This window comes from Streptomyces sp. NPDC050759 (genome assembly GCF_044456945.1).
Taxonomy (GTDB): domain Bacteria; phylum Actinomycetota; class Actinomycetes; order Streptomycetales; family Streptomycetaceae; genus Streptomyces.
Genome location: NZ_JBITGI010000003.1, coordinates 664,546 through 690,468 on the forward strand (window position 1 = coordinate 664,546; position 25,923 = coordinate 690,468).

Here is a 25,923-nt window from a genome sequence, read left to right on the forward strand (position 1 = left end):
GCGAGTTGGTGCCGGGCCTTTCGGTGGCGCGGGTGAGGGAGGAAGTGCGATGAGTGCGTGCCGCCGTCTGCTGGTTCTGCGTGCCCTGGGTCTGGGCGAACTTCTCGCCGGGGTCTCGGGGCCGTGCGCACTTCCTGGCCGCGAGTTGGTGCCGGGCCTTTCGGTGGCGCGGGTGAGGGAGGGAGTGCGATGAGCGCGTGCCGCCGTCTGCTGGTCCTGCGTGCCCTGGGCCTGGGCGAACTTCTCGCCGGGGTCTCGGTGCCGCGGCCACCGCGTGTGGGTTTTGCCGGCCGTGAGCTGGTGCCGGGCCTTTCGGTGGCGCGGGTGAGGGAGGAAGTGCGATGAGCGCGTGCCGCCGTCTGCTGGTTCTGCGTGCCCTGGGCCTCGGCGATCTCCTCGCCGGTGTCCCCGCCCTGCGCGCGCTGCGCCGGGGTTTCCCGGATCACGAACTGGTGCTGGCCGCCCCGCGGGAACTCGCCCCGGTGGCCGACGCCACGGGAGTCGTCGACCGGCTGCTGCCCGCCTCCGCTCCCGGCCGCGCCGTACCACGCCGCCTCGACTGGACCGGCCCGCCGCCCGACGTCGCCGTCGACCTGCACGGCAACGGCCCGCCCAGCCACCGGCTCCTGCAGTCGCTGGATCCGGGCCGGCTCCTGGCCTTCGCGCACGCCGACACGCCCGAGATCGACGGACCGCCCTGGTACGCCGAGGAACACGAACGGGACCGCTGGTGCCGGTTCCTTCAGGCGTACGGCATCCCCGCCGACGCGAGCGACCTGCGGCTGCCCCGCCCGCCGGAGCGGTCCCCGGCGCCCGGCGCGATCGTCCTGCACCCCGGCGCCGGAGCGCCCTCCCGCTGCTGGCCCCTCGACCGCTACGCGACCGTAGCCACCGCGCTGCGCGACCGCGGCCACCGGGTCGTGGTCACCGGGGGAGCGGACGAGGAAGACCTGGTGGCACGGCTGGCCAAGCAGGCCCGGCTGCCCGACACCGACGTGTTCGGCGGCGGCCTCCCCTTCGGACGGCTCTCCGCCCTCGTCGCCGACGCCCGCGCCGTCGTCAGCGGCGACACCGGCATCGCCCACCTCGCCGTCGCCCACGCCGCGCCCTCCGTCACCCTCTTCGGCCCCGTACCGCCCAGCCGTTGGGGCCCGCCCGCGCACCCGCGCCACCAGGTGCTGTGGCACCCGGGCCCGGACGGTGACCCGCACGGCCGCCGCACCGACCCGGTCCTGCTGCGGATCCGCCCCGAGGACGTCCTGGAAGCCTTCGACCGACTCACCGACTCGCCATGACCCAGACATCCGTCGGCGTCGTCATCGCCACCCGCAACCGGGCGCCCTCGCTCGCCCGTACCCTCCGCCGCCTCCTCGACCTCCCCGAGCGGCCGCCCGTCGTCGTCGTCGACAACGCCTCCACCGACGAAACCCGAGACCTGCTCGCCCGCGACTTCCCCCAAGTCCAGGTGGTGCGCCTTCCGTTCAACCGGGGAGCCCTCGCCCGCACGGACGGCGTGCGCGCCCTGGACACGCCGTACGTGGCGTTCAGCGACGACGACTCGTGGTGGGCGCCGGGCGCACTGAGCCGTGCCGCCGACCTGTTCGACGCCCACCCGCGACTCGGCCTGCTCTCCGCGCACACGCTGGTCGGCCCCGCCGACGAGCCGGACCCGCTCAATGACGTCCTCGCCACGTCACCGTTGGGCCCGGCGACCGACCTCCCCGGCACGCAGATCCTCGGGTTTCTCGCCTGCGCCTCCGTGGTCCGCCGCAGCGCCTACCTGGACGCGGGCGGCTTCCACCCGGTGCTGTTCTTCGGTGGCGAGGAGACCCTGCTCGCCTACGACCTCGCCGCCCGCGGCTGGGGCGTCATTCACTGCCCCGAGGTGATCGCCCACCACCACCCGGCACCGTCACCCCGCACCGGCCGCACGGTCACCGTCCGCCGCAACGCCCTGCTCACCGCATGGCTGCGCCGCCCCCTGCCCTACGCGCTCGCCCGCACGCGCGACCTGGCGGGCGAGGCCCGCCACGATCCCCGCGCCCGCCAGGCCCTGCAGGAGACCCTTGCGCGCCTGCCCGCCGCACTGCGTGCGCGCAGGCCGCTGCCTCCGCAGGTCGAACGGGCCGCCCGCACCCTGGACACCGCAGCCACAGCCATCGGAGCAACGGCATGACCGACCCCCGCACGACCGTCGTCGTCATCACCCACAACCGCCGCCCCGAACTGCTGCGCACCCTCGACCGGTTGGCCGAACTGCCGGAGGGGCCCCAGGTGATCGTCACCGACAACGCCTCCACCGACGGCACCGCCGACGCCGTCACCCGCCACCACCCCGAGGTGCTGCTGCTGTGCCCCGGCCGCAACCTCGGCGCCGTCGGCCGCAACCTGGCCATGCGTCATGTGCACACGCCGTACGTGGCCTTCTGCGACGACGACTCATGGTGGGCGCCCGGCGCCCTGCCCGGAGCCGCCGACCTGCTCGACCGGCACCCCGCGCTCGGAGCGGTCACGGCACGCATCGTCGTAGAACCGGGCGGCGCGGAGGATCCGATCGTCACCGAACTGCGCAACTCGCCCATACCCGGGCCTGAGTGGCTGCCAGGACCGGCTCTCGGCTCCTTCCTCGCCGCCGCGACCGTCCTGTGCGCCGACGCCTTCCGGGCCGCCGGCGGCTTCCACCCCCGGCTGTGGCTCGGCGGCGAGGAGGAACTGCTCGCCGCCGACCTCGCCGCCGACGGCTGGTGGCTGACGTACGCCGACCACTTGACGGCCCATCACCATCCGTCGGTGGCCCGGGACACGACCCTGCGCCGGGGCCACGGCATCCGCAACACACTGTGGTTCACCTGGCTCCGCCGCCCGGCCGGGCCCGCGCTGCGCCGTACCGTGCACCTGGCCCGCACGGTTCCCCACGACACGGCGTCCCTGCGCGCCTTCGCCGAGGCCGCGGCCGCGTTGCCGTGGATTCTGCGCGAACGGCGGGTCCTGCCGGCGGAGGTCGAGTCCCGGCTGCGGCTCCTGGAGGCCGCCCAGCGCCGGTCGACCGCCCGCAGATACGTAGGCTGAGCGGGGCGCGTCCTCGGCGGCCCCGCTCAGCCGGATGCAACGGGTCGTTTCAGTCGGCGTTCTCGGAGCGTTCGCCCTTCGGGCCGCGGCCGCGCTCGGTGCGCGGTCCCTGGCTCCGCCACTTCGGATCCTGTTGCAGGGAGTCGTTGGCCGCCTTGTTGGCGTCCTGGTCGGAGACCCCCGACTGCTCTGCCTCCTTGCGGAGCCTGGCCCTCTTGGTGTCGTACTTCTTGCTTCCGGGCTCGGGCACGATGATCACCTCCTGGTGCCGGGTGCCCCACGCCTCGCAGGCAGAAACTCGCGGGACGCTGACGTTCCGTCCACCGGCACAGCAGCCGGAAGGCCGAGTACCCGGTCACGGGCGGGACGGCGGCGAAGCCCCGGATCACCGCGGGCTCCGAGGTGGTGATGCCGGCCGCCATGAGGGCGACGGACACCAGCAGCGGCGCGGAGTCCCGGCACGCAGGGCGAGCACCATCGCGTGCAACGTCGCATCATCGCGCGGTGGACTGGTGGTCACTGTTTCTCCATGTCGCCGGTCGCGGGTGCCCCGTCCCCATCCAACCAACCGCCGGCACCCGGTCGAAGGGCCTGAAGAAGATCCTCCGCGCCGTCCACGGCCGCACCTTGGCGGAATCCGGCACCGACCTCGCGGGCGAGCCCGCGGCCGGAGGTCGTACACCAGTCCCACCAGTGATCCAGCGCGGGCGCGTCGAGCCGTTCCGCCGGCACCAGCGCGGGCCAGCCGCAGGCGCGGGCCTGCGCCGTGACCTTCGCGCCGCCCTCCACCGGGTCGATGGTCAGTGCGGGAACCCCGGCCCGCAGGGCGAGCACCATCCCGTGCAGCCGGTCGGTGACGACCAGGTCGAGTCGCGAGAGCACCGACTCCAACTGTGCGGGCGTCGCACACAGCCGCCAGTCGCGCACGTCCAGCCGGGTCTCCAGCTCCAGCGGCGCACAGTCCAGGCCGGACAACCAGCGTGTCACCTCCTCGGCGACCCGCGCATGCCGCCGACGTGCTCCGTACTCCTGCTGGCCGTGGGTGAGGATCACCCCGACCACGGGCCGGGCGGGAAGGGCGGTCGCGCGAGCCGCCAGGTCCGGCCTCGGCTCGGTACCGGGTGCGTCCCGTGCCAGCACACGGTGGAACCCGGTGACGGCGGCGCTGCCGGCGTCGACGACGGAGGTGCCCACGGCTATCCGTACGCAGTGCGCGAACCGCCGGTGCAGCTCCTCGATCTGCGGACCGTGCAGGGGACCGCAGACGAACACCAGGTGGGAGTAGTCCTCCGGGCGGATGTGCGCCAGGTGCGGTCCGGAGGGCCGGAAGCCGGGGCTCCAGGCCACATCGTGGTCCAGTCGCGCCCGCTGCAGAGCCTCTTGAACCCGGTTCAGCGCCAGGACGTCCCCGGCGGTCGCCTCCCCGTCCAGGAAGCCGAACCACCCCGTCAGCAGGATCCGCGGGCGCTCTGACACAGCACCCCGGGTGCCCTGTCCGCCGGGCCGGCAATCACGGTGACGGGAACCGGCCGCAGTGGCTGCCGCCCTGGGTCGCGCAGCCGTACGCGGCGCACTGGTTGTCGGAGTGGACAAGGCCGGCACCGAGTCCGGGGCTTGTGCGTAGATCCCTTGACGGTGGCTTGTCCGGCGTGTGGGGGATACGGGTGGGTACCAGCACGACAGAGCTTCGTTTCGGATCCGAGCTCTGATTCAGCGGAGTCCGTTCAGGAGGTCGGGATGCGTCTTTTCCACAGCCGTCCTACCGACCCCGGGTACCGCCGCCTGCGCCACGGACGCGGCTTCCGCTACCTGGACACCCACGGGCAGCCACTGCGCGATCCCGAGGAGCTGGCTCGGATCCGGGCACTGGTCATACCGCCCGCCTGGCGGGACGTGTGGATCTGCACCAGGGCCAACGGGCATCTGCAGGCCGTCGGCACTGACGCCGCCGGACGGCGCCAGTACCTCTACCACCCCCAGTTCCGGGCCGAACAGGAGCAGGCCAAGCACGAGCACGTGCTCGACGTCGCCGAGACCCTGCCCGCCGTGCGCGAGGCCGTCGAGGGGCACCTGAGCGATAGGGGGCTGACCCGGCAGCGGGTCCTCGCCACGGCCGTGCGCCTGCTCGACCTCGGCTTCTTCCGCATCGGCAACGACCGCTACACCGAACAGAACAACAGCTACGGCCTCACCACGCTGCTGCGCGAGCATTCCCGCTGCCACGCGGGTGCCGTCCTGTTCACCTACGCCGGCAAGCATGGCAAGGAGATCGTCCAGACCGTCGTGGATCCCGCCGCCTGCCGCAGCCTCACCGACCTGCTGCGGCGCCGCGGTGGTGGGGACCGGCTCCTGGCTTACTGGGAGGGGCGTTCCTGGCACACCGTGACCGGTGACGACGTCAACACATACCTCAAGGAACTGGCCGGGCTCGAGATCACCGCCAAGGACTTCCGCACCTGGCACGCCACCGTCATGGCCGCCGTGGCGCTGGCCGTCTCCCGACCCGTCGCACGCAGCGAGAGCGCCCGGCGCCGGGCCATCGCCCGGGCGGCGCGCGAGGTGGCCGGGTATCTCGGCAACACACCCGCGGTCTGCCGTGCCTCGTACATCAATCCACGGGTCATCGAGCTGTACGAGGAGGGCGTGACGATCGCCGCCGCGCTGCCTCACCTGGGCGACGAGGGCGCCTACGGCATCCCCGCCACCCAGGGACCGGTGGAGCGGGCGGTGCTGCGCATGCTCCGCAACGGACACCCGTCCGAGGGCAGTGGGAAGCGTTCCGCGCCGGCGTTGGTGGAGCAGCGGTAGCTTGCGGCGCGTTCACGCCCGCAGTCCCGTCATCATTTGTCACGCCGTCACGCGGCCTTCGCGGGTCCGCCATGGCGCTCGGGCAGGCGGTGTCACGCGGTCGTCAGCGTCCGCTCGCTCGGCACTCGTACATCCCGTACGGCCAAGCCGCTGCGCACCCGTGCCGGGATGCGCCGCAGCGAGATCCTCAGGTCCTGGTCGGGGACGGTGCAGTCGAGGGCGGCCAGGCGCAGCGAGAGGGCTTCGAGCAGCCCGATGGTGAGGCCCTCACCCGGGCAGCGGTGGCCGGTGCGCGGCTCACCACCGCCCTGCGGGATCAGTTCGTCGCGCTCCACCGGGTGCTCCAGGAAGCGCTGCGGGCGGAAGACGTACGGGTCGCCCCACACCTTCTCGTCGTGGTTCTGGCCGAAGACGTCGAGCAGCACCATCCCGCCGGCCGGCACCGAGACGCCCTGCCAGGTCAGATCCCGTACGGCGACACCGCCCAGGAACGGCGCGAACGGGTAGAAGCGGCGCACCTCGTGCACGAACGCGGCGGTGTAGGCGGTGTCGCCGCCGCGCAGCCGTTCGCGCTGGCTGGGCTGCAGATGCAGCGCGTGCGCCGTGTAGGCGATGAACCAGCAGACGGCGACGGTGGGCCGGATGACGTTCAACAGCTCGACCGCGGCCGTGTGCGGGTGCAGCAGCTCGCCGTCGGCCTCGCGGTGCCGGCACACGGCGGCGAGCACCGACTCCTCGGGGGCGTCGACGCGGCCCGAGCGGACGTCCTCGACCAGCCGGGTGAAGCGCGCCTCCTGGCGGTTGCGGGCACGCCGGGCCCGCCAGTGCCGGGGTCCGGCAGTGGCGAAACCGTCGACCATGGCGACCAGGTCGCGGGCGAGGTCCTCCGTGCCCCCGGCGTTCTCGTCGAGGGGGACGCCCGCCCAGCGGCACGCGCCGCGGGTGAGCACCACGCTGGCCGCGTCGAACAGCACGACCTGTTCGGCGCTGCTCCACTCCCGCACCGCGTCGTCCCAGGCATCGGTCACGTGTTCCACGAGGCCGGCGATCCGGTCGGCGTGCAGCAGCGGCAGGAAGAACTCCTTGCGGGCCCGGTGGGCGCCGCCGTCCAGCGTGTGGACGGCATCGTGGCCGAACAAGGTGCTCAGCACCGGCCCCGGCAGGGCACCGCCGCGGCGTACGTTGCCCTCGTCGTAGAAGAACCGCACCGCTTCAGGGCCGCGCACGACGAGTGCGGGCTTGCCCATCACGCGAGTGCGGGCCACGCCGTCAGGGCGCTCGCGCAGCAGGCCGGGCAACCAGCTGTAGCCCTGGGCCAGAGCGAGCAGGGAACGGTCCATCGCGGGCGAGGTCGATACGTCCATGGCGGGTGGGTGCCCACACTCGGGCCCACGACACGTGCGACCAGACCGCGGGCGCTTGCCGCCTGGAAACCGACGGGTGCACGGTGTGGGAAACCGATCTGTTTCCGAAGCGCTCAACTCCCCGAGCGCGCCCGGCTCACAGAGTTGCGCGATGCGCTGCCCGGCATCAGCCCGCACACCCTGACCAGCCGACTGCGCCCGGTTCGAAAGGCACGGCACAGTTGCTCGCACCGCCTACCCGGAGATTCCCCCGCGGGTCGAGTACCGGCTCACCCCTCTCGGCGAAGGACTTTGCGCCGTCCTGGACACCATGGCCACCTGGGCCGTGACATTCCCGGACGGCGAGCCCACAGCCATCGCGTGATCTTCAGGACAGTGTTACGCGGAGGCGAGCATGGGTGTGTCGATGAGCCGACCATGGCGGCCACCTAGTTGGTCTGGCCGGAGATCCCGCGCCAGGACATGGACGAGAAGCTGACGATACGTCTGTAGCCCGGGCGTTTCATGGGCCGAACGCGGCGCGGGCGCAGTGAAAGCCGCCGGTGAGGCGGACGTCGATGACGTCGATGACGGCGTGTCAGTCGTCGTCGGTGATGTCCTCGACACGGTTGTCGCGGATGATGCCGGCGTTTGTTGACCAGCACGTCGAGGCGGCCGGGATCGACGGTGACACCGGCGATCCAGACATAGACCTGGGCGGAGTCGGTCACATCCACCACGTCGGCGCGGAAGCCGGGAAAATCACGCCACCGCGTTCAACAAGTCGGCCAGTACGTCGGGCCGTTCCAGGGCGATGAAGTGGCCGGCGTTTCCCACCTGGGTGAACTCGGCGGCAGGCAGCAGTCTCTTGTTGGCCTCCCGGTCAGAGGGCCGGGACCAGTCCTTCTCGCCGTAGACGAGATGGACGGGCGCCTTGACCCCGGGGTACTGCGAGCGGGCCGCGATGAGGCTGGGCAGCGCCTGGTACACGGCCCGGGCGACGGTGGGGTAGCCGGGGCGGCCGCCCACCTGGAGGAGTTCGTCCACGTAGTCCGCCCGCAGCGCGCTCTTGTCGCCGAGTCCGCCCTGCAGGACCTTGCGGAGGACGGGCTTGGGCTCCACGCCGGCGATCACCGGACCCACCCCCGGGGCGAGGACACCGGTGACCACCACCCGGGCGAGGAAGCTGGACCGAGCGATTCCGCCGCGGAAGTCATAGGTGTTGACCGCGACGACGCGCCGTACCCGCTCCGGGAGATCCGCAGCGGTGGTCAGGGCGAGCACCGCCCCCATGGACTCCCCGGCCAGCGTCACGTCGTAGAGGTCGAGTTCGGTCAGGAGCCGCTTGACGCCCTCGCGCATGGCCGGCTCGTCGTACGAGGCGCCGGGCACGATCTCGGAGTAGCCCATCCCGGGCAGGTCGAGGGCGTACACGGTGTACTGGTGCGAGATCAGGGGGATGAGGTGGCGGAAGTGCTCGGCCTGGGTGCGCACGGTGTGCAGCAGGACCAGGGGAGCACCGGTGCCCGCCTTGAGGTAGCGCAGGGTTCCCTCACCGTTGTGGCGTCCTGGGCGCGGGGCGATGGTGTGGCTGGTGGTGCCGGGAATGTGAATCGTGGGACGTGCGTCGTAGCTGGACATATCGATCCTCAATGCGGGCCTGATGACCTCGGCAGAAGATGAAACTGGTCGGTTTCCACCACAGTAAACCGATCGGTTTCCGGGCGCAAGCTCATGGAGGTCATTAGTCGGGTCGGGCGGCCGAATCGGACCTCGAGGCCGGCTTTCCCGGCCCTGTCCGAGAGCCGCCTCGGCATGACGAGGACATTCCCTGTCGCGGGCGCTACGTGTAACCGGTCGGGTCACGCTGGCCGCCGCGTTCCGTGAGCGCACCCCCGACGAGTGGACCGCCCTGTTCGCACCGACCGACGCCTGAGGTGGCCCCGATGAGACTGGGCCTGGGCGTGGGCCTGGGTCTGGGCCACTGGGGCCGAGACGGAGACGCCGAACCACTGGCGCTCGCCCAGGAGGCAGACCGCCTCGGCTGTGACGCTGTCCGGGCCATCGGGTCCCACGGCTCCTATGCTCTGAACCGTGTTCTCCGGGCTCGTTGGCCGGACCGTGCCGGGTGGCAGCACGTGATTGCGGGAGGCCGAAAACCGGCGCCGCGTGTACCGATTTGCCTGACCTGCGTGATCAATTCAAGCCGTTGGCTTGAGGCTTGCATGACAAGAACGCGGCGCCGGTGTCACTCTGCTCCGGGAATTCACAGCCCCCTTACAGGTTCATCACGCGGCTCGGCCGCGTTTCCTCCACCCCCCACCTCCTTCCACCCGCATGCCGTGCAGCGCTCCGGACCGGCCTACCCCGCCGATCCGTCTCGTCCACGGCCCCCACCACGGGTCGGCCGTCGTACCGAAGGAGAACCCCCTTGCCCCTGCGACAGAACGCCCTGCGCCCGAGACGCCTCACCGCCCTCGCTCTGGCGGCCGTGGGCTCCCTGCTCGCCCTGGCCGTTCCGGACTCCGCCACCGCGGCACCGGCGCACCCGGCACGCGCGAAGATCACCGCCACGCCTCGGGCCGACGCCGCCCAGACCCCGCTGTCCCCGGCCCGCCGCACCGCCCTGATCAGGAGCGCCCAGTCCGAGGCGGCCGGTACCGCGCAGCGCATCGGCCTCGGCGCCAAGGAGAAGCTCGTCGTCAAGGACGTCATCAGGGACGCCGACGGCACCACGCACACCCGTTACGAGCGCACCTACGCCGGATTGCCCGTCCTGGGCGGCGACTTGGTCGTCCACGACAACAGCGGCCGTACGACCGTCACCAAGGCCAACGCGGCGCAGCTGTCGGTGCCCTCGCTCAGCCCGAAGGTCACGACCGCAGGCGCCACCGCCAAGGCCCTCACCGCCTCGAAACACGATCACGTCAGGGCCGCCAAGGTGGCCGACGCCTCCCGTCTGGTCGTCTGGGCCGGAACCGGCAAGCCCGTGCTGGCCTGGGAAACCGTCGTCGAAGGCGTCCAGAAGGACGGCACGCCCAGCGAGCTCCAGGTCGTCACCGACGCCGCCACCGGCAAGGAACTCCTGGCTGCCGAGAAGGTGCACACCGGCACCGGCACCGGCCAGTACGTGGGCACGGTCCCGCTCGGCACCACCCTGTCCGGGTCGACGTACCAGCTCGCGGACCCCGACCGCGCCGGGCACCGGACGTACGACCTGGGCCAGGGCACATCGGGCACCGGCACCCTGTTCACGGACGACAACGATGTCTGGGGCGACGGTCTGCCGTCCAACCGCCAGACCGCGGGCGTCGACGTGGCCTTCGGCGCCGCGGCCACCTGGGACTTCTACAAGGACGCCTACGGCCGCAACGGCATCCGCAACGACGGGGTCGCCGCCTACAGCCGCGCCCACTACGGCAGCAACTACGTCAACGCCTTCTGGCAGGACTCCTGCTTCTGCATGACGTACGGCGACGGCTCGGGCAACACCCACCCGCTCACCGCGCTCGACGTGGCCGCCCACGAGATGAGCCACGGCGTCACCGCCGCCACCGCGGGCCTGGTCTACTCCGGCGAGTCCGGCGGCCTGAACGAGGCGACCTCCGACATCTTCGCGGCGGCCGTCGAGTTCCACTCCAACCTCGCAGCCGACCCCGGTGACTACCTCGTCGGCGAGAAGATCGACATCAACGGCGACGGCACCCCCCTCCGTTACATGGACAAGCCCTCCAAGGACGGCTCTTCGCGCGACAGTTGGAGCTCCACCCTGGGCAGTGTCGACGTCCACTACTCCTCCGGGCCGGCGAACCACTTCTTCTACCTGCTCTCCGAGGGCAGCGGCGCCAAGACCGTCAACGGTGTCTCGTACGACAGCCCGACCTACGACGGTCAGGCCGTCAGCGGCATCGGCATCGAGAACGCGGCCGCGATCTGGTACCGGGCGCTGACGACGTACATGACCTCGACAACGAACTATGCGGGCGCCCGCACCGCCACCCTGGCGGCCGCCTCCGACCTGTTCGGCTCCTACAGCCCGACCTACCTCGCCGTCGCCGACGCCTGGGCCGCGATCAACGTCGGCAACCGCATCGCCCTCGGCGTGAACGTCGCGCCGGTGGCGGACCAGATCAGCGGAGTCAACCAGGTCGTCAGCCTGCAGTTGGACGCCTACACCACCAACACCGGGGCCTCGCTGACCTACGAGGCCACCGGCCTGCCGGACGGTCTGACCATCAGCCCGAGCGGTCTCATCAGCGGTACCCCGACCACACTCGGCAGCGGCGACGTCACGATCAAGGTGACAGACAGCACGGACGCCTTCGCCTCGATCACCTTCAGCTGGCAGATCGCCTACGTCTACGCCAACGCCTCCCGCGTGGACATCCCCGACAACGGGGCCGCCGTGGAGTCCCCTGTGACCATCACGGGCCGCGACGGCAACGCCTCCGCGACCACCAAGGTCTACGTCAACATCGTCCACACCTACCGCGGTGACCTGACCGTCGACCTCGTCGGCCCCGACGGCACCGTCTACTCCCTGCTCAACCGCAGCGGAGGCTCAGCCGACAACGTCGACCAGACCTTCACGGTCGACGCCTCCACACAACCGCTCAACGGCACATGGAAGCTGCGCGTACAGGACCGGGCGTCCATCGACGTCGGATACATCGCCCGCTGGCAGCTGACCCCCTGACCCGGCGCCACCGGCACCCCACCGCCCGGGCCCCTCGGGACCCGGGCGGCGGCGTCGGAACCCGCGTCCAGGGGTGTTGAGGCCCAGCCGGTTCGGTCTCGACTAGGTCGCCCTGGCGAATGACGCTCATGTGGGGCTGACGTGCCGGATGACGGCGGGGCGCGTGAAATGGACAAGTAGGCGACACCGGTGCGCCGCTGAACGTCGACGCGCGGAGCATCCGCCGTCGACCGCGGCCCAGTTGCGGGTCGGCGGCACGTCCGGCTGCTGCGCGACCGGATCTACAGCCGTTGTCAGGTCTGCGACCCGGGGGCCATCCGTCCGCCGACGACGCCGACGGGAAGGTCCAGAACATCTGCGACAGAGTGCAGGGCGGTTCCCAGCGGAAGGCTGACGCGGGTATGGGAGAGCTGGTCACCGCGGGTGGGATCCCGGTTGATGATCAGGACACGCTTGCCCGCCTGAGCGGCTTGGCGGACGAACCTGAGTCCGGACATCACCGTGAGCGAGGAGCCCAGAACCAGCAGTGTGCTCGCCTCACGGACCAACTGGCGGCAGTACTCGATCCGTTGCGCGGGCACGGTCTCGCCGAAGAACACCACATCGGGCTTGAGGATGCCGCCACAGTCCGCGCACGGCAGGACGTGAAAGCCGGCGACCTGTTCGTCGGACAGGTCGGCGTCACCGTCGGGGTTGATTCCCGCGACCACCGGTTCGAAGACCGCGTTGGCCTCTTCCAGCCGTACGGAGAGGTCCTGGCGTGAGGTGAGCGCGTCGCAGGCCAGGCACCGCACCCTTGCCAGACTCCCATGCAGTTCCACGACCCCCTCGCTGCCGGCGGCCTGATGCAGACCGTCGACGTTCTGGGTGATCACTCCCGAGAGCAGACCGTGCCGAGCGAACGCGGCGACGACCTGGTGCCCGGCATTGGGACGGGCGCGGCCGAAGGTACGCCACCCGAGATGGCTGCGTGCCCAGTATCTTCGCCGTGCCTGCGCGGTGGCCGTGAAGTCCTGGTACGTCATCGGCGTGTGCCGACTCAGACTTCCCCCTTCGCCCCGGTAGGCGGGGATGCCCGACTCCGTGGAAATGCCCGCCCCGCTCAGCACCAGCACCCTGCCGGCGCTCAGCGCGTCGACCACCGGCTGAAGGTCGGAGGTGCCCGGCGGCAGGCCCGGGGGAGGGGTCCAGTGGAGTGTGGGACGCGTCCGCATGCATGCCAGGGTACGAAACCGGGCCCGTCTGGCCGCGAACTTCGCAGGTCGTTGACTCGGATGACCCGGCCATTGCCCCACAGCGGAGAGGTCGGAGGGCATTGCTGCGGGCTCCTGGCAGAAGATCAGATGGCCGGCGCCACCACCCCCACCACCGCGAAGGCGTCACCCCACTCGCTCTGACCGCCGCCTTCCCGCCCCGCGACAACCGGCTCGCTCCCGCCTCCTCGGTCTGGAGCAAGATCGCCGCGTTCGGCGACGCTGAACTGCTCGCCGAATCGGTGCTCATGAGCAGAGAGCCTCGTGCAGCTGCCGCAGGAGGCTCTGCCGGCGGACGGCTGCCGTACGAGGTGCTGCCGCATGGTGAGAGGGTCCGAAGGCTCCGACGTCAGGCCGTCCGGATCCGGTCGGCGATCTCCGGCCTCGCCGCGAATCCGGCTGCCTTGTACGTGGCGACGCCGCCGACGTTGGAGCTCGGCGTGCACACACGCGCGCTTGACGAGCCCATCTCCCGCAGTGCGGCCGCTCCGGCGACGGTGATCGCCCGGCCATAGCCGCGGCCGCGGTGGTCCGTGTGGACGCCCATCGGCTCGACCAGTCCTGGTTTTCCCGGGCCGGCCGACCAGACCGTCACCACCGCCGCGGGTTTGCCCTGGTCGTCGTAGGCACCCAGGCATCGGGCGTCGGCGTAGAACGGTGCCGCGGACATCTTGTGCCGGTACTCGCGCGTGGGCTTCGTGGTGTTGAACGCGGATCGCAGGACGTCAGCGAAGTCCTGTGCCTGCTCCGGGCCGATCGCCCTGATCCGCACGCCGGGGTCCTCCACCGCTTCGGCGAGGTCGCGGAAGAGCGGCGTCCACGGCTCGTCGATGCCCCAGCCCTCCTTGGTCAACAGACCGTGGAGCAGCAGGCCCTGCGGCGCCTCGATGGACACCGCTCCTTCCGGCAGCACGCCGCGCTCGGGCAGCGAGAAATCCTCGACGAGCCGCCGCGCCAAGTCCTCGTCCTGGAAGGCGTCGGGAGCGACCGTCATCCGCACCAGCGTCGGCGTATCCAGCATGCCGACGGCGAGGATCCGTCCGTTCCGGCTCCAGGTCCGTGCCGCCGCGGCAGTCTCGGCCGTTCCGAACCGGTAGTTCCAGCCGACGTCCCCGGGATGCAGCTGCATCGGCGCTTCGTCGTGCTGCCACTCCCGAAGCGCCGCAATGGCCTCGCGCACTCCGTCGGCCGTCGGCGTCCTCAGCACAATCGTCATAGCCGGGATCAGACATCCCGCCTTGATGGCGTGCAACCGATTAACTGACCAAGCGCTTCAGGGCGATGGGGGGCGGGAGCTCGATGGCGAGTCCGGTCCCGGTGAGGATGCTCCGTCGAGGGCGTCGGGGCGGTATGGGAGGCGCGTGAGTCGGTTGCGTACGAGCGCGGCGAGTCGGTCGAGGGCAACGCCGGTGAGGTGCGCGAGGCGGTGTTTCACGTGGGCCCACGGGTAGTCGACCACGTTTAGCTCGGGTGCGTAGGCGGGCAGGGTGAGCACCCGCAGCCAGGCGCGTGCGTCGATCAGGTCGCACGTCTTGTGGGAGGCGTGGGTGTTCAGGAGGTCCCGCACGAGCACGATCGGCGTCTTAGTGCCGCGCCGTTCCCCAGGTACGTCCGGTCGGCAGCCTGCGGGTGAACCCCGCCTCGCCCTCGAAGCAGATCCAGCCGCCGCAGGCCGCCCGGGTGGTTCTTCCTCCGTCCATGTCGCCTCCTTCCAGGAGGTGGCGGCCTTCTCGTTGCGTTTCGCGGCCCTGCGGGCTGGGGGGTCCGCGGCGTGAGACCAATCCGGCGCCTGAGCCTCGTCGTGCCCGAGAGGCTGTAGGAGACGTGGCACTTCCTGCCGCTCAGCGTCACCAATCGCACCCCGGTCCACACCTGGTCCTGGCCCCAGCCATGCGCGGCCGGCCCCTCTCCGGTAGCCGGCCCGCTTCTCCCGACACTGCGGCGACAGCCGGCAGCGCTGCTCGCTCGCGCCCCGGAGGTCAACGCGTCGGCCCCGCCCTCCCGCCAAGCCTGCTGCCACTGGCAAGCCGACTTCGAGCTGACCCGCAACCGGCGGGCGACCTCTGGCGGGACGACCCCTTCAGCGAACAACCCGGCGGCCTCCAGCCGCACCGCCTCACGGCACCGACGGCCCTTCGCCGTCAGCCAGCCCCCGTCGCGCATACCAACGGCGTACTGGGCCAATGGCCGTAAGCCAGCTGTAGGGACTGTAGGAGCAGTCGGGCCCGCGCAGCCTCACATCCGAGATCTCAGGACGTCGACCTCACATCCCGGCGCGAAGGGGTCGAAGCCGTGCTCGATCAGCCAGCGAACTCCCAGCAGGCTTCGCAGCGACCACCACGCGCGGATCTCGTCGAGGTCGATGTCGGTGCCGTAGCCGGCGATGACGTCGTCGAGGTGTTCCTCGTGTCCGAGCGTGAAGGTGGCGAGGTCGAACAGGGCATCACCCGGGCCCGCCTCGGACCAGTCGATGATGCCGGTGACCTCGCCGCCGTCGACGAAGACGTGATCGATCTGCAGGTCGCCGTGCGTGAACGCTGGAGTCCACGGCCGGAGCGCGGCCTCGGCGACCTGGCGGTTGCGGCTGACCAGGCCGGCGGGCAGGACGCCGTTCTTCACGAGCAACTCGCACTCGACGTCGAGTTCCGCCGCCAACTCGTCGGGATCCCGGCGGCGCCGGCCGCGCCAGGGCGGCAACGGTGCGTCGTGCAGCTTTCGGATGGCGGCGCCCGCCGCGGCCCATGCCGCCGGCGACGCGGTCGACGGCTCGCCCAGGCGGCCGAGCGCCGTCCCCGGGACCGCGGCAATCGCGAGCACGGGCGGCTTGCGCCACAGGACCTGCGGGGTCGGTACCGGCGCGAGGGCCATCGCCTCGACCTCTACGTCGATGCGCGTCTGATCGGCGTCCACCTTCAAGAACACGTCGCCGACGCGCAGCGTCGCGCGCTCGGCATGGGCGACCACGACTTTGACCTCATCCATGGGCGACCAGTATCCCGGGGATGATCGCCGACGGCACCGGGTTTGTCGCGTGCGATGACGCGGTTGACCGCGTCCCGCTGCCCGGCGGCTTCGTGCATGACACCGACCTCTGACCAGGTCGAGCCCACCACTTCCGGTGGGAGTCCCAAGAGGCCAGGTGCTGTGGATCCCCAACGGTCACATCGGCGGCCCCGACCCTGAAAGGATGCCCCTGGTCGACGTCCTCGCGGACGCCGGTCCTCCCCCGGCTGCGCCCGCCAGGCCGTACGCAAAGTCACGTGTGCCTTGTAGACCACGCGCTCTGCTCATGAGAACCGGTTCTGACTCCACTTCTGTTGTGCAGCCACGCTGAGTTAGCAGTTCAGGTAGCGGGTGACCAATACCAGTGGCGGGAATGAACCGGCGAGGACTCCGTACTGCGATGGGCCTTATGGAGCTGGCGGCGTCGCGGGCGTTCAGGGCCCAGTGGCCTCCTCGGCCAGCTCCTTGATCGCGTTGAGGCGGGTTTCCCACTGGGCGGCGAGGGCGTCCATCCACCGTGCTGTCCGCTTCAGTGGTTGCAGGTCGGCTTCGTAGCGCACCTCCCGTCCGGCTTGGCGGGCGTGTACCAGTCCGGCGCGGTCGAGGACAGCCAAGTGTTTCGCCACCGCCTGGCGGGTGACGGGGAGGCCGGCTGCCAGGGATGTCGAGGTCGCGCTGCCGTCGCGGGCGAGGGTGGCCAGCACCTCGCGGCGGATCGGGTCGGCCAAAGCCACCAATACATCCTGGGGGGCCAGCTCACCCTCGGTGGTGCGGGTCATGCCGTGGTCTGTTCGCAGTCCGCGCGGAGTTGGTCGAGCTTGCCGGGCCAGTTCTGGCTGTTGGCGCGGTGCCGGTCGGCGGCTTCGTCGGTGGGCAGCACGAGGTCCGCAAAACCGCTCTCGACCATGGTGAGCCGGGTGCCTCCCAGGGAGTCGCCCGCGGTCAGGGTGAACTCGACCAGGGTGGCGTTGGTGTCGTCCGGCTCTTCGCCGGCGGCACCCTGGGACCACCGCCAGGACAGGACGCGGAGTGGTTCGACCCTCTGAATGCGGGCGGGAATGACGCCATGGATGCCGTGATCGAAGACGAGAAGACCGCCGGGGTGCAGGTCGATCTTGACCGGCTCTCCGCTGCCGAACCAGCGGCCGAGGAAAAGGGGTTCTGTCAGAACGGACCAGACCCGTTCCCTCGACGCATTGATGACGACGGTGCGTTCGATCGCGTTGGGGATCATGAGCAACCTCACCTCATCCGGATGTGCTACCTAAAGGTTGCACATCCGGAGGCTGAAGCGCAACACGATGGTTGCATATAGTTGGGTGACCGCCGGGCCGCCCCGTCACGCGACGAACGCCGAGTACTCATTCCGTAAGGAGTTCTAAACGCCCTGCAGGACACGATCAAGTGCCGCTCGGCCTACAGGTCCCCAGTTCGGCTTCCCACCGGGAAGGCCCCGGTCGCCGTTCTGCCCCATGAGCATCAGGAAGAGGCACTTCATCGCGGCCAGGCCGCGGGCGCGCCGGATCGCCGCCTCGTCCGCAAGTGCGTACGTGTCAAAGAACCGTGAGGCGCTGCCCGTCGGCAGCAGCACCCATGCGGCGGCGAGGTCCCATGCCGGATCGCCGGCGAACATGGCACCGAAGTCGACGATGCCCGACAGCGTTCCGTCCGAGACGACGACGTTCGCGGGATGGAGATCGCCGTGCACCCACACCGGCGGACCATCCCACTCGGGAGCCGCGACGGCATCGTTCCAGACGGCCCGGACATCGGCAGCGATGTCGTCGGGAGCAACGGCCTTGAAGAAGTTGTCGAAGCCGTCGGTGCACTTCTTGGGGTGAGCCCCGAAGTCCGAGCTGATCGGCGCCTCGGCGGGCGCCTCCACGTGGAGCGCCCGGAGGAAGCCCGCCAGTGTGTCGGCCGCGTGGTCGCCGCGGCTGATCGAGCCGCGGTCCAGCGGCTCGCCGTCGACCCACGTCATCACGGTCCAGTGCTTGGGGAAGCGCTCGGACGGCTCACCGGACCGCACCGGGGTCGGTACCGGGAGCGGCAGGCGTGGGGCCAGCACGGGGAGCCACCGCCGCTCCTTGAGCTGGAGCTCCGGGGTGGGGTCCATGCGCTGCATGCGCACGGCCAACTCGTCACCGAGGCGCCACATTTGGTTGCCCCAACCGCCCGCCACCTCGCGGATGGCCAGCCCCGCAAGATCTGGATGTTGTTCTTGCAGCAGGTCGCGCACGAGGTCTGCGGTGATCTCGGTATCGGTCATCGGGGCCTTCCTTCTTGGATACCCCGGCCGGGGGTACCTCCCGCTTGCGGGGGGGGGAAACGAAGCTCCTGCGGAGCAGGGCAGGGAAAGCCGGTTCGTCGCCAGGGCGGACCGGCGTGCGCCGTCCACCGGCCGACATCCGCCGCTCACACAGAGGCTGATAGGTGTGAGGTATGGCGCGGCAGGTCAAGCGGGCGTTCAGATACCGCTTTTACCCCACGGACGCGCAGGCGGCTGAGCTGTCGCGCACGTTCGGCTGTGTCCGCCTCGTCTGCAACATGGCGCTGGAGGAACGCACCCGGGCCTGGTACGGCGAGCAGCGCCGCATCTCCGACGTGCAGTCCTCGGCCGCGCTGACGCAGTGGAAGAAGAGCGAGGACCTGGCCTTCCTGGCGGGGGTGTCCTCGGTCCCGCTGCAGCAGGCGCTGCGTCATCTTCAGACGGCGTTCGGGAACTTCTTCGCCAAGCGTGCGAAGTACCCGCGCTACAAGTCCCGGAAGAAGTCGCGGGCGTCGGCCGAGTACACGCGCAGCACCTTTCACCTGGCGCGAGGGGCACCTGACTCTGGCGAAGATGGCGGAGCCCTTGGACATCCGCTGGTCGCGTCCGCTGCCCGAGGGGACGGAGCCGACCACGGTGCCCCTGTCCCGCGACGCGGCGGGTCGCTGGTTCGTGTCCTTGCTGTGCGAGGACAGCATCGCCCCGGCCCCCGCCACCGCAGCGGCGATCGGCCTGGATGCCGGGATCACTTCCCTGGTGACTTTGTCCACCGGGGAGAAGGTCGCCAACCGAAGCATGAGCGGCGGGATCGCGCGCGGCTGGCCCGCGCGCAGCGGGAGCAGTCCCGCAAGGCGAAGGACTCGGCGAACCGCGAGAAAGCCCGCCGCAAGGTCGCCCGCGTCCATGCGCGGATCGCCGACCGGCGCCGCGACTTCCTGCACAAGCTGTCGACTCGACTCGTCCGTGAGAACCAAACGGTCGTGATCGAGGACCTGAGTGTCCGCAACCTGTTGAAGAACGGCAAGCTCGCACGCGCCATCAGTGACGCGTCGTGGACGCAACTGCGTTCCCCGCTGGAGTGCAAGTGCGCCTGGTACGGGCGCGAACTCGTCGTGATCGACCGCTTCTTTCCCAGCAGCAAGCTGTGCGGGGCCTGCGGCATGGTCGCGGCGAAGCTGCCGCTGACCGTCCGCGCATGGACCTGCGACTGCGGCACCGTGCATGACCGCGACGTGAACGCGGCACGCAACATCCTGGCCGCCGTGCTGGCGGCGTCTGCCTGTGGAGACGGTGTAAGACCTCAACGGGAGTCCTCCCGGACGGGGCAGTCGTCGGTGAAGCAGTCACAGTACTGAGGCGGCAGCCGGAGCGGTTTCGCTCTCGGATCATCACGCTGTGATTCCTCCAGCATCACCAATTTGGCGTCTGAGAGCTGCAGATCAGGAGATGGCGCCGTTCTAGATCATGCGGAGCATGGCACAAGCTCGGCAGTGCACCCGGGCCCTTCGGCCTAAAAGCCGCACCCATCCCTATGCACCCGGCAGAACACCGAGCTGCATCACCAGCCTCACCCGGCGCCTTCGTCGCGGACGGTACGACCTGGGAGCCCGGCGAGCCCGGTGTGCGGCTGCGCGCGAAGGGCTTGCCGGTCAACGACAAGAGGTTCGCCCGCGTCGTACGGACGTTCTCATCACCGGCATCCGCCTGCGCAGAAGCGTCCGCACCACGGTTGCGGACCCGGCAGACTCACAGGTTCCGGATCCGTTCCGGCAGGACAGTTCCTTTGTGCCCGTGGGGGCCTGGTGCTGAGCTGTGCCGTCGCCGGGGTCGCCGCCTACGCCTCGTGCGTCCGTGGACGGTGTCGGCGATCACGGAATCGTCACAGGGGCGATCGAGAGGGCGCTTCGTCGGTCACATGGGGGCGGACACACCGGGACGACAACGTCGGCATAGAACATTTGGGCAACAACGCGCTTTCGGGATGGTTCTGGTCGGGGCAGCACTCCGTACGTTTCTGCCGAAATTCGGACGGCGGATCGAGGAGTGTGCGTGTGTTCAACCAGAACCGATTCCTGCGAAGAGCGGCCGCTGTCGCAGCCATGTCCCTGGTGGCAGGATGCGGCGTTTTCTCCGGCAGCGCGGGGGCCGGCGGGCCGATCGTCGTCGGGACGACCAGCGCCCCGAGCACCCTCGATCCCGCCGGGTCCTGGGACGGCTCCTGGGAGCTGTTCCGGAACATCTACCAGACGCTCCTCGCCTACCCGAACGGCGCCACCACCCCGCAACCCGACGCCGCCGAGAGCTGCGCCTTCACGGACTCCGCCAACCGCACCTACCGCTGCGAACTGCGCCACGGCCTGAAGTTCACCGGCGGCGCGACACTCGACGCACGGGCCGTCAAGTACTCCATCGACCGGATCCGGACCATCGACGCGCCCGGCGGCCCGGCCGGACTGCTCGGCAGCCTCGACCGGGTGCAGGCGCTCGGCGACCGCGAGGTGGTCTTCCACCTCAACCAGGCCGACGCCACCTTCCCGTTCGTCCTCGCCACCCCGGCCATGTCGATCGTCGACCCCGACGACTACCCCGCCAGGTCGCTCCGCAGGGACAAGTCGGTGTACGGCTCCGGGCCGTACACGCTCAAGTCCTACGAGGACGGCAAGCAGGCCGAACTCGTCCGCAACGACAACTACCAGGGCTTCGCCGACCGGCAGAACAACGCAGTGACCATCCGCTACTTCCCTGATTCGGCCACGATGGTCAAGGCCCTGCGGTCCGGGGCGATCGATGTCACGTACCGCGGTCTTGCCGCGTCCGACATCGTTGCCCTGCAGGCGTACAACTCCTCCGACCAGCAACTGATCGACGGTGCCGGTGTCGACATCAACTATCTGGTGTTCAACCCCAAGGACCGATGGGCCGGGATTCCGGCCGTACGCAGGGCCGTTGCCCAGGTCATAGACCGTCCCGCCATCACCTTCAAGGTCTACCAGGGCACCGTCGACCCGCTCTACTCCATGGTCCCGGCCGGGCTGACCGGTCACACCCCCGGCTACTTCGACACATACGGCGATCCCAGTACCTCCAAAGCCCGCCGGACCCTTGCTGACGCCGGCATCACCCAGCGGGTCCCGCTCACTTTCTGGTACACGACTGACCGCTACGGCTCGGAGACCGTGAAGGAGTTCCAGGAGCTCAAGCGGCAACTGGACGGCTCCGGCCTGTTCGCCATCACCCTCAAGAGCCGGCCGTGGAAGACATACGTCGTCGGTTACCAGAAGGGCGAGTACCCGGTGTTCGGGCGCGGTTGGTTCCCCGACTTCCCCGACGCCGACAACTTCATCGCCCCCTTCGTCGGCGACCACAACACCCTCGGTACGCCTTACCTGTCACCTGTGATCACCGGCAAGCTGCTGGCCGAGGCGCGCGCCGAGAACGATCGCGGCGAGGCCGTCGCGGACTTCGAGAAGGCCCAGCAGATCCTCGTCGACGACGCCCGCCTGATCCCGCTCTGGCAGGGACGCCAGTACATCGCGGCCGGCGACGACATCTCCGGCGGCGAACAGGCGCTCGACCCCTCGACGATCATGATGATGTGGGAGCTGCACCGCAAGGCCAGTTGGTGAACGAGCTCACTGCCGTGCTGGGCGGTCCGGTGCTGACCAGGTCGGCTATCTCTCGTTCCCGGGCCGTGAGAGACGCCGACGCGTCAGGGACGGTCGCCGCGGCGGCGAGCCTGTCGCGCTGGTGGACGACCGCCTCGGTCAGACGTGCAGAACCGCACTGGTCCGCCAGGATTCCGGCATGGTCCAGCCAGTTGGCCACCTCATGGGTACGCCCCACGTGCAGGGACAACTCGGCGGCCGTGAGCAGCGTACGGCAGACCTCGATGCGCTCGTCGCTGTCCGAAAAGGCGGTGATCGCCTCCTTCGCACTGCGCACCGCCCGCTCCGTCGCGCCGCCCAGAGCGTGGGCCCGCATACGCGCACGCAGGGCGAAACCCTGTCGGCTGGTGGAGGGAAGCTGTTCGAGGCAGGTCTCGGCGAGTTGTGCCCAGTGGTGGACCGACGCGTGGTCGCCTTCGGTGAACGCCGCCTGTGCCAAGGTGTCGCACCAGCGTGGTCTGCGCCATGTGGTGAGCTTGGGCAGGTGGGTTCCGCCCGCGGCGTCCAGCAGGAGCGATCGGGCGCGTGCCGTGTCGCCGGTGAGCAGGACGAATTCGGCGTGGAAGCAGCGGACGGTGACCGCCCACGCGGTCGGTGTGTCGCCGGCGATCGCCGCGGCGTGTTCCGCCGTCGCGACCGCGTCCTGCAGATCACCGGGGCTGTTTCGCCAGTAGAGGGTCTCGGCCCGCACCATCGCGCTGATCACTTCAGTGGCGGGGTTGCCGACTTGCTCGATGTGGCGGGCGGTTTCGTCCAGGGTCGCCAGCGCGCGGCGCAGGTTCCCCGAGCGCAGCTGGGCGTTCGCCAACACGGTGAGAATCTGCGGGTGGATGTACGTCTGCCCCGTGCTCTTGGACAGGGCCGCGCCGCGCGTGAGGTGGCGTTCCGCGTCGACCAGCCGTCCCAGCATCCCTTCTGCCATACCCAACTGGAACGCTGCCTCCAAGTTGGTCAGGAGGGTGGCGTCGGAGGCGACGTCGATGAGTTCGGCCGCTCTGGTCGTCGTTGCCCGCGCGGTCGCCTGGTCACCTGTGAACAGGTGGGCGAGGGCGGCCTGGGCCAAGGCAAAGGATTCACCGATGTCGTCATGGTGCCTGTGCGCGATCGCCGCGGCTGTTTCGGGACTCTCCAACGTTCAGCTGGGCTCAATTGACTGGACAGCCTTCGCTCCCCGGCGTGACACCACGGCTCCGTCAGGAAGCTCAGGAAGCTCATGGGGCGAGTCTCCCAACGCTGACTTCCGGAGGGACCAGGAGAACTACGCAATCGAATACGTAGGTTCACCCGGCCACGTCTCAGCTGTCGAAGTCGACGGTGAGCCTGTCGGAGACCGCGAAGGTCTGGCAGGTGAGGACGTAGCCGGCGGACACTTCGGCGGGTTCCAGCGCGTAGTTGCGGCGCATGTCGGCGTCACCGTGGGTGACGAGGGCGCGGCAGGTGCCGCAGACACCGCCCTTGCACGCGAACGGCAGGTCGGGGCGCGCCTGTTGGGCACTGTCGAGGACGGTGCGGTCGCGTGGGGCGGAGAATGCGGTGGCCCGGCCGTCGAGCACCACGGTGATCTCGCTCTTCGGGTCGCCGCCCGCAGCGCTGTCACGATCGGCCGCCGACGACGGGGCGGGCGGTTCGTCCTCCGCGTGGAACAGTTCCTTGTGGAGACGGTCGGCCGGGACGCCGAGGCCGGAGAGGGTCTCGCAGGCCTCGCGAACCATGCCGTGCGGGCCGCACAGCCACCAGTGGTCGACGTCACGGAAGTCGACGAGGGCGTCGAGCAGTGCCGTGAGCCGGACGGTGTCGAGGCGACCGGAGAGCAGTTCGGCTTCGCGCGGCTCGCGGGACAGGACGTGGGCGAGCTGGAAGCGGGCCGGGTGCTGGTCCTTGAGGTCGGCGAGTTCGTCCGCGAACATCACGGTGCCGGTGCGCCGGTTGCCGTAGATCAGTGTGATGCGTGAGGCCTCGTCCGCGCACAGGACGGACGCGGCTATGGAGAGCATGGGTGTGACGCCGGATCCGGCGGCGATGAGCACATGGTGGCCCAGGGGACCGGCATCGCTGAGATCGGGAGTGAAGGCGCCGGCCGGGCCCATGACGTGAAGGGTGTCGCCGGGGCGCACGTCGTGGACGAGCCAGGAGGAGAAGAGCCCCTCCGGTACGACGCGCACGCCGATGCGCGGCGGTGTTCCGGCCGGTGAGCAGATGGAGTACGAACGGCGCTCGTCGCGTCCGTCGATCTCCCGGCGAAGGGTGAGGCATTGGCCGGGGAGGAAGGCGAACTCGTCGGCCAGATGGTCCGGAATGTCGAGGGTGAGGGCGGCGGCGTCGGAGCACAGCGGCTCCACGGAAGCCACGCGCAGAGCGTGGAAAGCCGGACGGCGGCGGGCCCGTACGGCAGCGGAGGGTGCGGGATCGGTCATCAGAGGTCCTTGACGTGCGGGAAAGGCTCCAGGCAGGCGCGGCAGCGCCGAAGAGCGGTGCAGGCGGTGGCGGCGAAGCGGGAGAGCTCCTCGGTGTCGACGGAGGCGCAGCGGGGACAGGGCACGCCTGCCGGGTCCGGGGTCAGGGACAGCCACACCGGGGTCGGCGCGGACTCCGCGGGTCGCCGCGCACCGGGCGGCGCGATGCCGTGTTCCGCCAGCTTGCGGCGGCCTTCGGCGGTGATCCAGTCGGTGGTCCAGGGCGGGGCGAGCACCGTGACCACCCGCACGTCGGGAAAGCCGGCGGTGCGCAGCCGGGTGGCGACCTCGGCGCGCATCTCCGCCATGGCGGGGCAGCCCGCGTACGTCGGGGTGAGTTGCACGACGACGCTTCCGTCGTCTTCCACCTCGATGTCACGGAGCACCCCGAGGTCGGAGAGCGTCAGCATCGGCAGTTCGGGATCCGGGACGCCTGCGGCGATGTCCCGGGCGCGTTGGGCCCGTTCCCCGCGCTGCTCCGCCCGCTCCGACGCGGTCACCATGTCGCGTCCGGGTGGGCGCGGGCGACGCTCTGCAGTTCGGTGAGCAGGAGCGCCAGATGTTCGGTGTGGTCTCCGTTTCGGCCGGAGCCCGGGACGCCGGACGCGAACATGTCGTCGCGCCGCGTCGCCCCGGACCGGTGCAGTCCGGCCCGGGCGAGCACGTCGGACAGTTCGCGTCGGGTCCGGTCGGCGACGGTGGCCGGGTCTACGCCGAGGCGCACCGCGGTGCGGTCGGTCATCAGTTCGTCCAGCCAGGGGGAGATGTCGCCCAGGGCGGCTTCGATGCGGGCCCGCGAATCACTGGTGCCGTCACCGAGACGCACCGTCCATTCGGCGGCGTAATGGCGGTGGTAGGCCAGCTCCTTGACGCTCTTCGCGGCTACGGCGGCCAGCACGGGGTCGGGTGCGGCTGTCAGTGCCTCGCACAGGGCCAGCCGCCAGGCGGACATCACCAGCAGGCGGGTGACGGTGAACGCGAAGTCACCGCACGGCAGTTCGGCAAGCCGTACGTTGCGGAAGTCGTCCGGGTCGCGGAAGTAGGCGTACGCGTCCTCGCCTCGGCCGGTGCCGTCGGCCTGGCCGGCTCGGGCGTACAGCAGACGGGCCTGGCCGAGCAGGTCCAGGCCGATGTTGGCCAGGGCCAGTTCCTCCTCCAACTCCGGGGCGCGGGTGCACCATTCGGCGAGCCGCTGGGCGGACACCAGGGCGTCATCGCCCAGCGCCAGACAGCAGACGACCAGGTCCGTCGCGTCGACACCGTCCGGTACCGCCTGGTCGACACCGTGCAGCGGGTCGGTGAAGCCCGTACCGAACGCCCAACGGGCGTTGTCGGCGTCGACGTACAGGTCCTCGTCACTCATG

General features: G+C 70.3%; 22 protein-coding genes and 2 pseudogenes. 8 read left to right on the plus strand and 16 right to left on the minus strand.

Annotated features, from left to right (window positions below):
* Positions 1-341 precede the first annotated feature (341 nt).
* The 3 genes from ACIBJB_RS13060 to ACIBJB_RS13070 are packed head-to-tail and all read left to right on the plus strand — an operon-like array spanning position 342 to position 3,069.
* Entirely contained in the window at positions 342-1,295 is a 954-nt protein-coding gene (locus ACIBJB_RS13060) for a glycosyltransferase family 9 protein (protein ID WP_398929655.1), read from the plus strand.
* Positions 1,292-2,176, plus strand: coding sequence for a glycosyltransferase family 2 protein (locus tag ACIBJB_RS13065; RefSeq protein ID WP_398929657.1), 885 nt, complete (start codon positions 1,292-1,294; stop codon positions 2,174-2,176). Before ACIBJB_RS13060 ends, ACIBJB_RS13065 begins: the two co-directional genes overlap by 4 nt.
* Complete coding sequence (locus ACIBJB_RS13070) at positions 2,173-3,069, plus strand: glycosyltransferase family 2 protein (RefSeq protein ID WP_398929659.1); 897 nt, start codon at positions 2,173-2,175, stop codon at positions 3,067-3,069. Before ACIBJB_RS13065 ends, ACIBJB_RS13070 begins: the two co-directional genes overlap by 4 nt.
* 49 nt (positions 3,070-3,118) lie before the next feature.
* Here ACIBJB_RS13070 and ACIBJB_RS13075 read toward each other — a convergent pair whose 3' ends face one another.
* Together ACIBJB_RS13075 and ACIBJB_RS13080 are read right to left on the minus strand one after the other, a co-directional pair.
* Positions 3,119-3,319, minus strand: coding sequence for a hypothetical protein (locus tag ACIBJB_RS13075; RefSeq protein WP_398929661.1), 201 nt, complete (start codon positions 3,317-3,319; stop codon positions 3,119-3,121).
* A gap of 266 nt (positions 3,320-3,585) precedes the next feature.
* Positions 3,586-4,545 (minus strand): polysaccharide pyruvyl transferase family protein, encoded by a 960-nt coding sequence (locus tag ACIBJB_RS13080; protein ID WP_398929663.1) that lies wholly within the window; start codon positions 4,543-4,545, stop codon positions 3,586-3,588.
* A 261-nt stretch (positions 4,546-4,806) separates the two neighbouring features.
* Here ACIBJB_RS13080 and ACIBJB_RS13085 point away from each other — a divergent pair, with 261 nt between their 5' ends.
* Entirely contained in the window at positions 4,807-5,877 is a 1,071-nt protein-coding gene (locus ACIBJB_RS13085; protein ID WP_398929665.1) for a DNA topoisomerase IB, read from the plus strand.
* A 92-nt stretch (positions 5,878-5,969) separates the two neighbouring features.
* On the opposite strand, the gene ACIBJB_RS13090 is transcribed toward ACIBJB_RS13085, so the two are convergent.
* Positions 5,970-7,241 carry a cytochrome P450 gene (locus tag ACIBJB_RS13090; protein WP_398929667.1) on the minus strand — a complete coding sequence of 424 codons (1,272 nt, stop codon included), beginning with the start codon at positions 7,239-7,241 and terminating at the stop codon, positions 5,970-5,972.
* Between the two features lie 244 nt (positions 7,242-7,485).
* Here ACIBJB_RS13090 and ACIBJB_RS13095 point away from each other — a divergent pair, with 244 nt between their 5' ends.
* Positions 7,486-7,605, plus strand: a complete 120-nt coding sequence (locus ACIBJB_RS13095) for a winged helix-turn-helix transcriptional regulator (protein ID WP_398929858.1) — start codon at positions 7,486-7,488, stop codon at positions 7,603-7,605.
* A 377-nt stretch (positions 7,606-7,982) separates the two neighbouring features.
* Here ACIBJB_RS13095 and ACIBJB_RS13100 read toward each other — a convergent pair whose 3' ends face one another.
* On the minus strand, positions 7,983-8,861 hold the full coding sequence (locus tag ACIBJB_RS13100) for an alpha/beta fold hydrolase (protein ID WP_398929669.1): 879 nt from the start codon (positions 8,859-8,861) through the stop codon (positions 7,983-7,985).
* Between the two features lie 790 nt (positions 8,862-9,651).
* Between ACIBJB_RS13100 and ACIBJB_RS13105 the strand changes: the two genes are divergently transcribed.
* On the plus strand, positions 9,652-11,916 hold the full coding sequence (locus tag ACIBJB_RS13105) for a M4 family metallopeptidase (protein ID WP_398929671.1): 2,265 nt from the start codon (positions 9,652-9,654) through the stop codon (positions 11,914-11,916).
* 293 nt (positions 11,917-12,209) lie between these two features.
* Here ACIBJB_RS13105 and ACIBJB_RS13110 read toward each other — a convergent pair whose 3' ends face one another.
* The 8 genes and pseudogenes from ACIBJB_RS13110 to ACIBJB_RS13145 all read right to left on the minus strand — a co-directional run bounded on the left by ACIBJB_RS13110 (position 12,210) and on the right by ACIBJB_RS13145 (position 18,441).
* The gene (locus ACIBJB_RS13110; RefSeq protein WP_398929673.1) at positions 12,210-13,130 is read right to left on the minus strand and encodes an NAD-dependent protein deacetylase; all 921 of its coding nucleotides are present in this window, start codon (positions 13,128-13,130) and stop codon (positions 12,210-12,212) included.
* A 388-nt stretch (positions 13,131-13,518) separates the two neighbouring features.
* Positions 13,519-14,385, minus strand: coding sequence for a GNAT family N-acetyltransferase (locus ACIBJB_RS13115; RefSeq protein ID WP_398929675.1), 867 nt, complete (start codon positions 14,383-14,385; stop codon positions 13,519-13,521).
* A gap of 57 nt (positions 14,386-14,442) precedes the next feature.
* A complete protein-coding gene (locus ACIBJB_RS13120) occupies positions 14,443-14,742 on the minus strand; it encodes a transposase (RefSeq protein ID WP_398929677.1) in 300 nt (99 codons plus the stop codon).
* 239 nt (positions 14,743-14,981) lie between these two features.
* Positions 14,982-15,332: pseudogene (locus tag ACIBJB_RS13125) on the minus strand (helix-turn-helix domain-containing protein); the annotation flags it as partial.
* A 72-nt stretch (positions 15,333-15,404) separates the two neighbouring features.
* Positions 15,405-16,151, minus strand: a complete 747-nt coding sequence (locus ACIBJB_RS13130) for a phosphotransferase family protein (RefSeq protein WP_398929679.1) — start codon at positions 16,149-16,151, stop codon at positions 15,405-15,407.
* A gap of 455 nt (positions 16,152-16,606) precedes the next feature.
* On the minus strand, positions 16,607-16,951 hold the full coding sequence (locus tag ACIBJB_RS13135) for an ArsR/SmtB family transcription factor (protein WP_398929681.1): 345 nt from the start codon (positions 16,949-16,951) through the stop codon (positions 16,607-16,609).
* Positions 16,948-17,406, minus strand: coding sequence for an SRPBCC domain-containing protein (locus ACIBJB_RS13140; RefSeq protein WP_398929683.1), 459 nt, complete (start codon positions 17,404-17,406; stop codon positions 16,948-16,950). The genes ACIBJB_RS13135 and ACIBJB_RS13140 overlap by 4 nt, the downstream gene beginning before the upstream one ends.
* A 144-nt stretch (positions 17,407-17,550) precedes the next feature.
* Positions 17,551-18,441 (minus strand): aminoglycoside phosphotransferase family protein, encoded by an 891-nt coding sequence (locus ACIBJB_RS13145; protein ID WP_398929685.1) that lies wholly within the window; start codon positions 18,439-18,441, stop codon positions 17,551-17,553.
* 173 nt (positions 18,442-18,614) lie between these two features.
* Between ACIBJB_RS13145 and ACIBJB_RS13150 the strand changes: the two are divergent.
* Positions 18,615-19,796 (plus strand): annotated as a pseudogene (locus ACIBJB_RS13150) (RNA-guided endonuclease InsQ/TnpB family protein).
* A gap of 696 nt (positions 19,797-20,492) precedes the next feature.
* Positions 20,493-22,067, plus strand: coding sequence for an ABC transporter substrate-binding protein (locus tag ACIBJB_RS13155; protein ID WP_398929687.1), 1,575 nt, complete (start codon positions 20,493-20,495; stop codon positions 22,065-22,067).
* Here ACIBJB_RS13155 and ACIBJB_RS13160 read toward each other — a convergent pair.
* The 4 genes from ACIBJB_RS13160 to paaC form a co-directional block, all read right to left on the minus strand.
* Complete coding sequence (locus ACIBJB_RS13160; protein WP_398929689.1) at positions 22,027-23,169, minus strand: hypothetical protein; 1,143 nt, start codon at positions 23,167-23,169, stop codon at positions 22,027-22,029. The two genes, ACIBJB_RS13155 and ACIBJB_RS13160, sit on opposite strands and share 41 nt — an antisense overlap.
* 232 nt (positions 23,170-23,401) lie before the next feature.
* The gene (gene paaE, locus ACIBJB_RS13165) at positions 23,402-24,520 is read right to left on the minus strand and encodes a 1,2-phenylacetyl-CoA epoxidase subunit PaaE (RefSeq protein ID WP_398929691.1); all 1,119 of its coding nucleotides are present in this window, start codon (positions 24,518-24,520) and stop codon (positions 23,402-23,404) included.
* The gene (gene paaD / locus ACIBJB_RS13170) at positions 24,520-25,062 is read right to left on the minus strand and encodes a 1,2-phenylacetyl-CoA epoxidase subunit PaaD (RefSeq protein WP_398929693.1); all 543 of its coding nucleotides are present in this window, start codon (positions 25,060-25,062) and stop codon (positions 24,520-24,522) included. Before paaD ends, paaE begins: the two co-directional genes overlap by 1 nt.
* Entirely contained in the window at positions 25,056-25,922 is an 867-nt protein-coding gene (gene paaC, locus ACIBJB_RS13175) for a 1,2-phenylacetyl-CoA epoxidase subunit PaaC (protein WP_398929696.1), read from the minus strand. The genes paaD and paaC overlap by 7 nt, the downstream gene beginning before the upstream one ends.
* Between the last annotated feature and the right edge of the window lies 1 nt (position 25,923).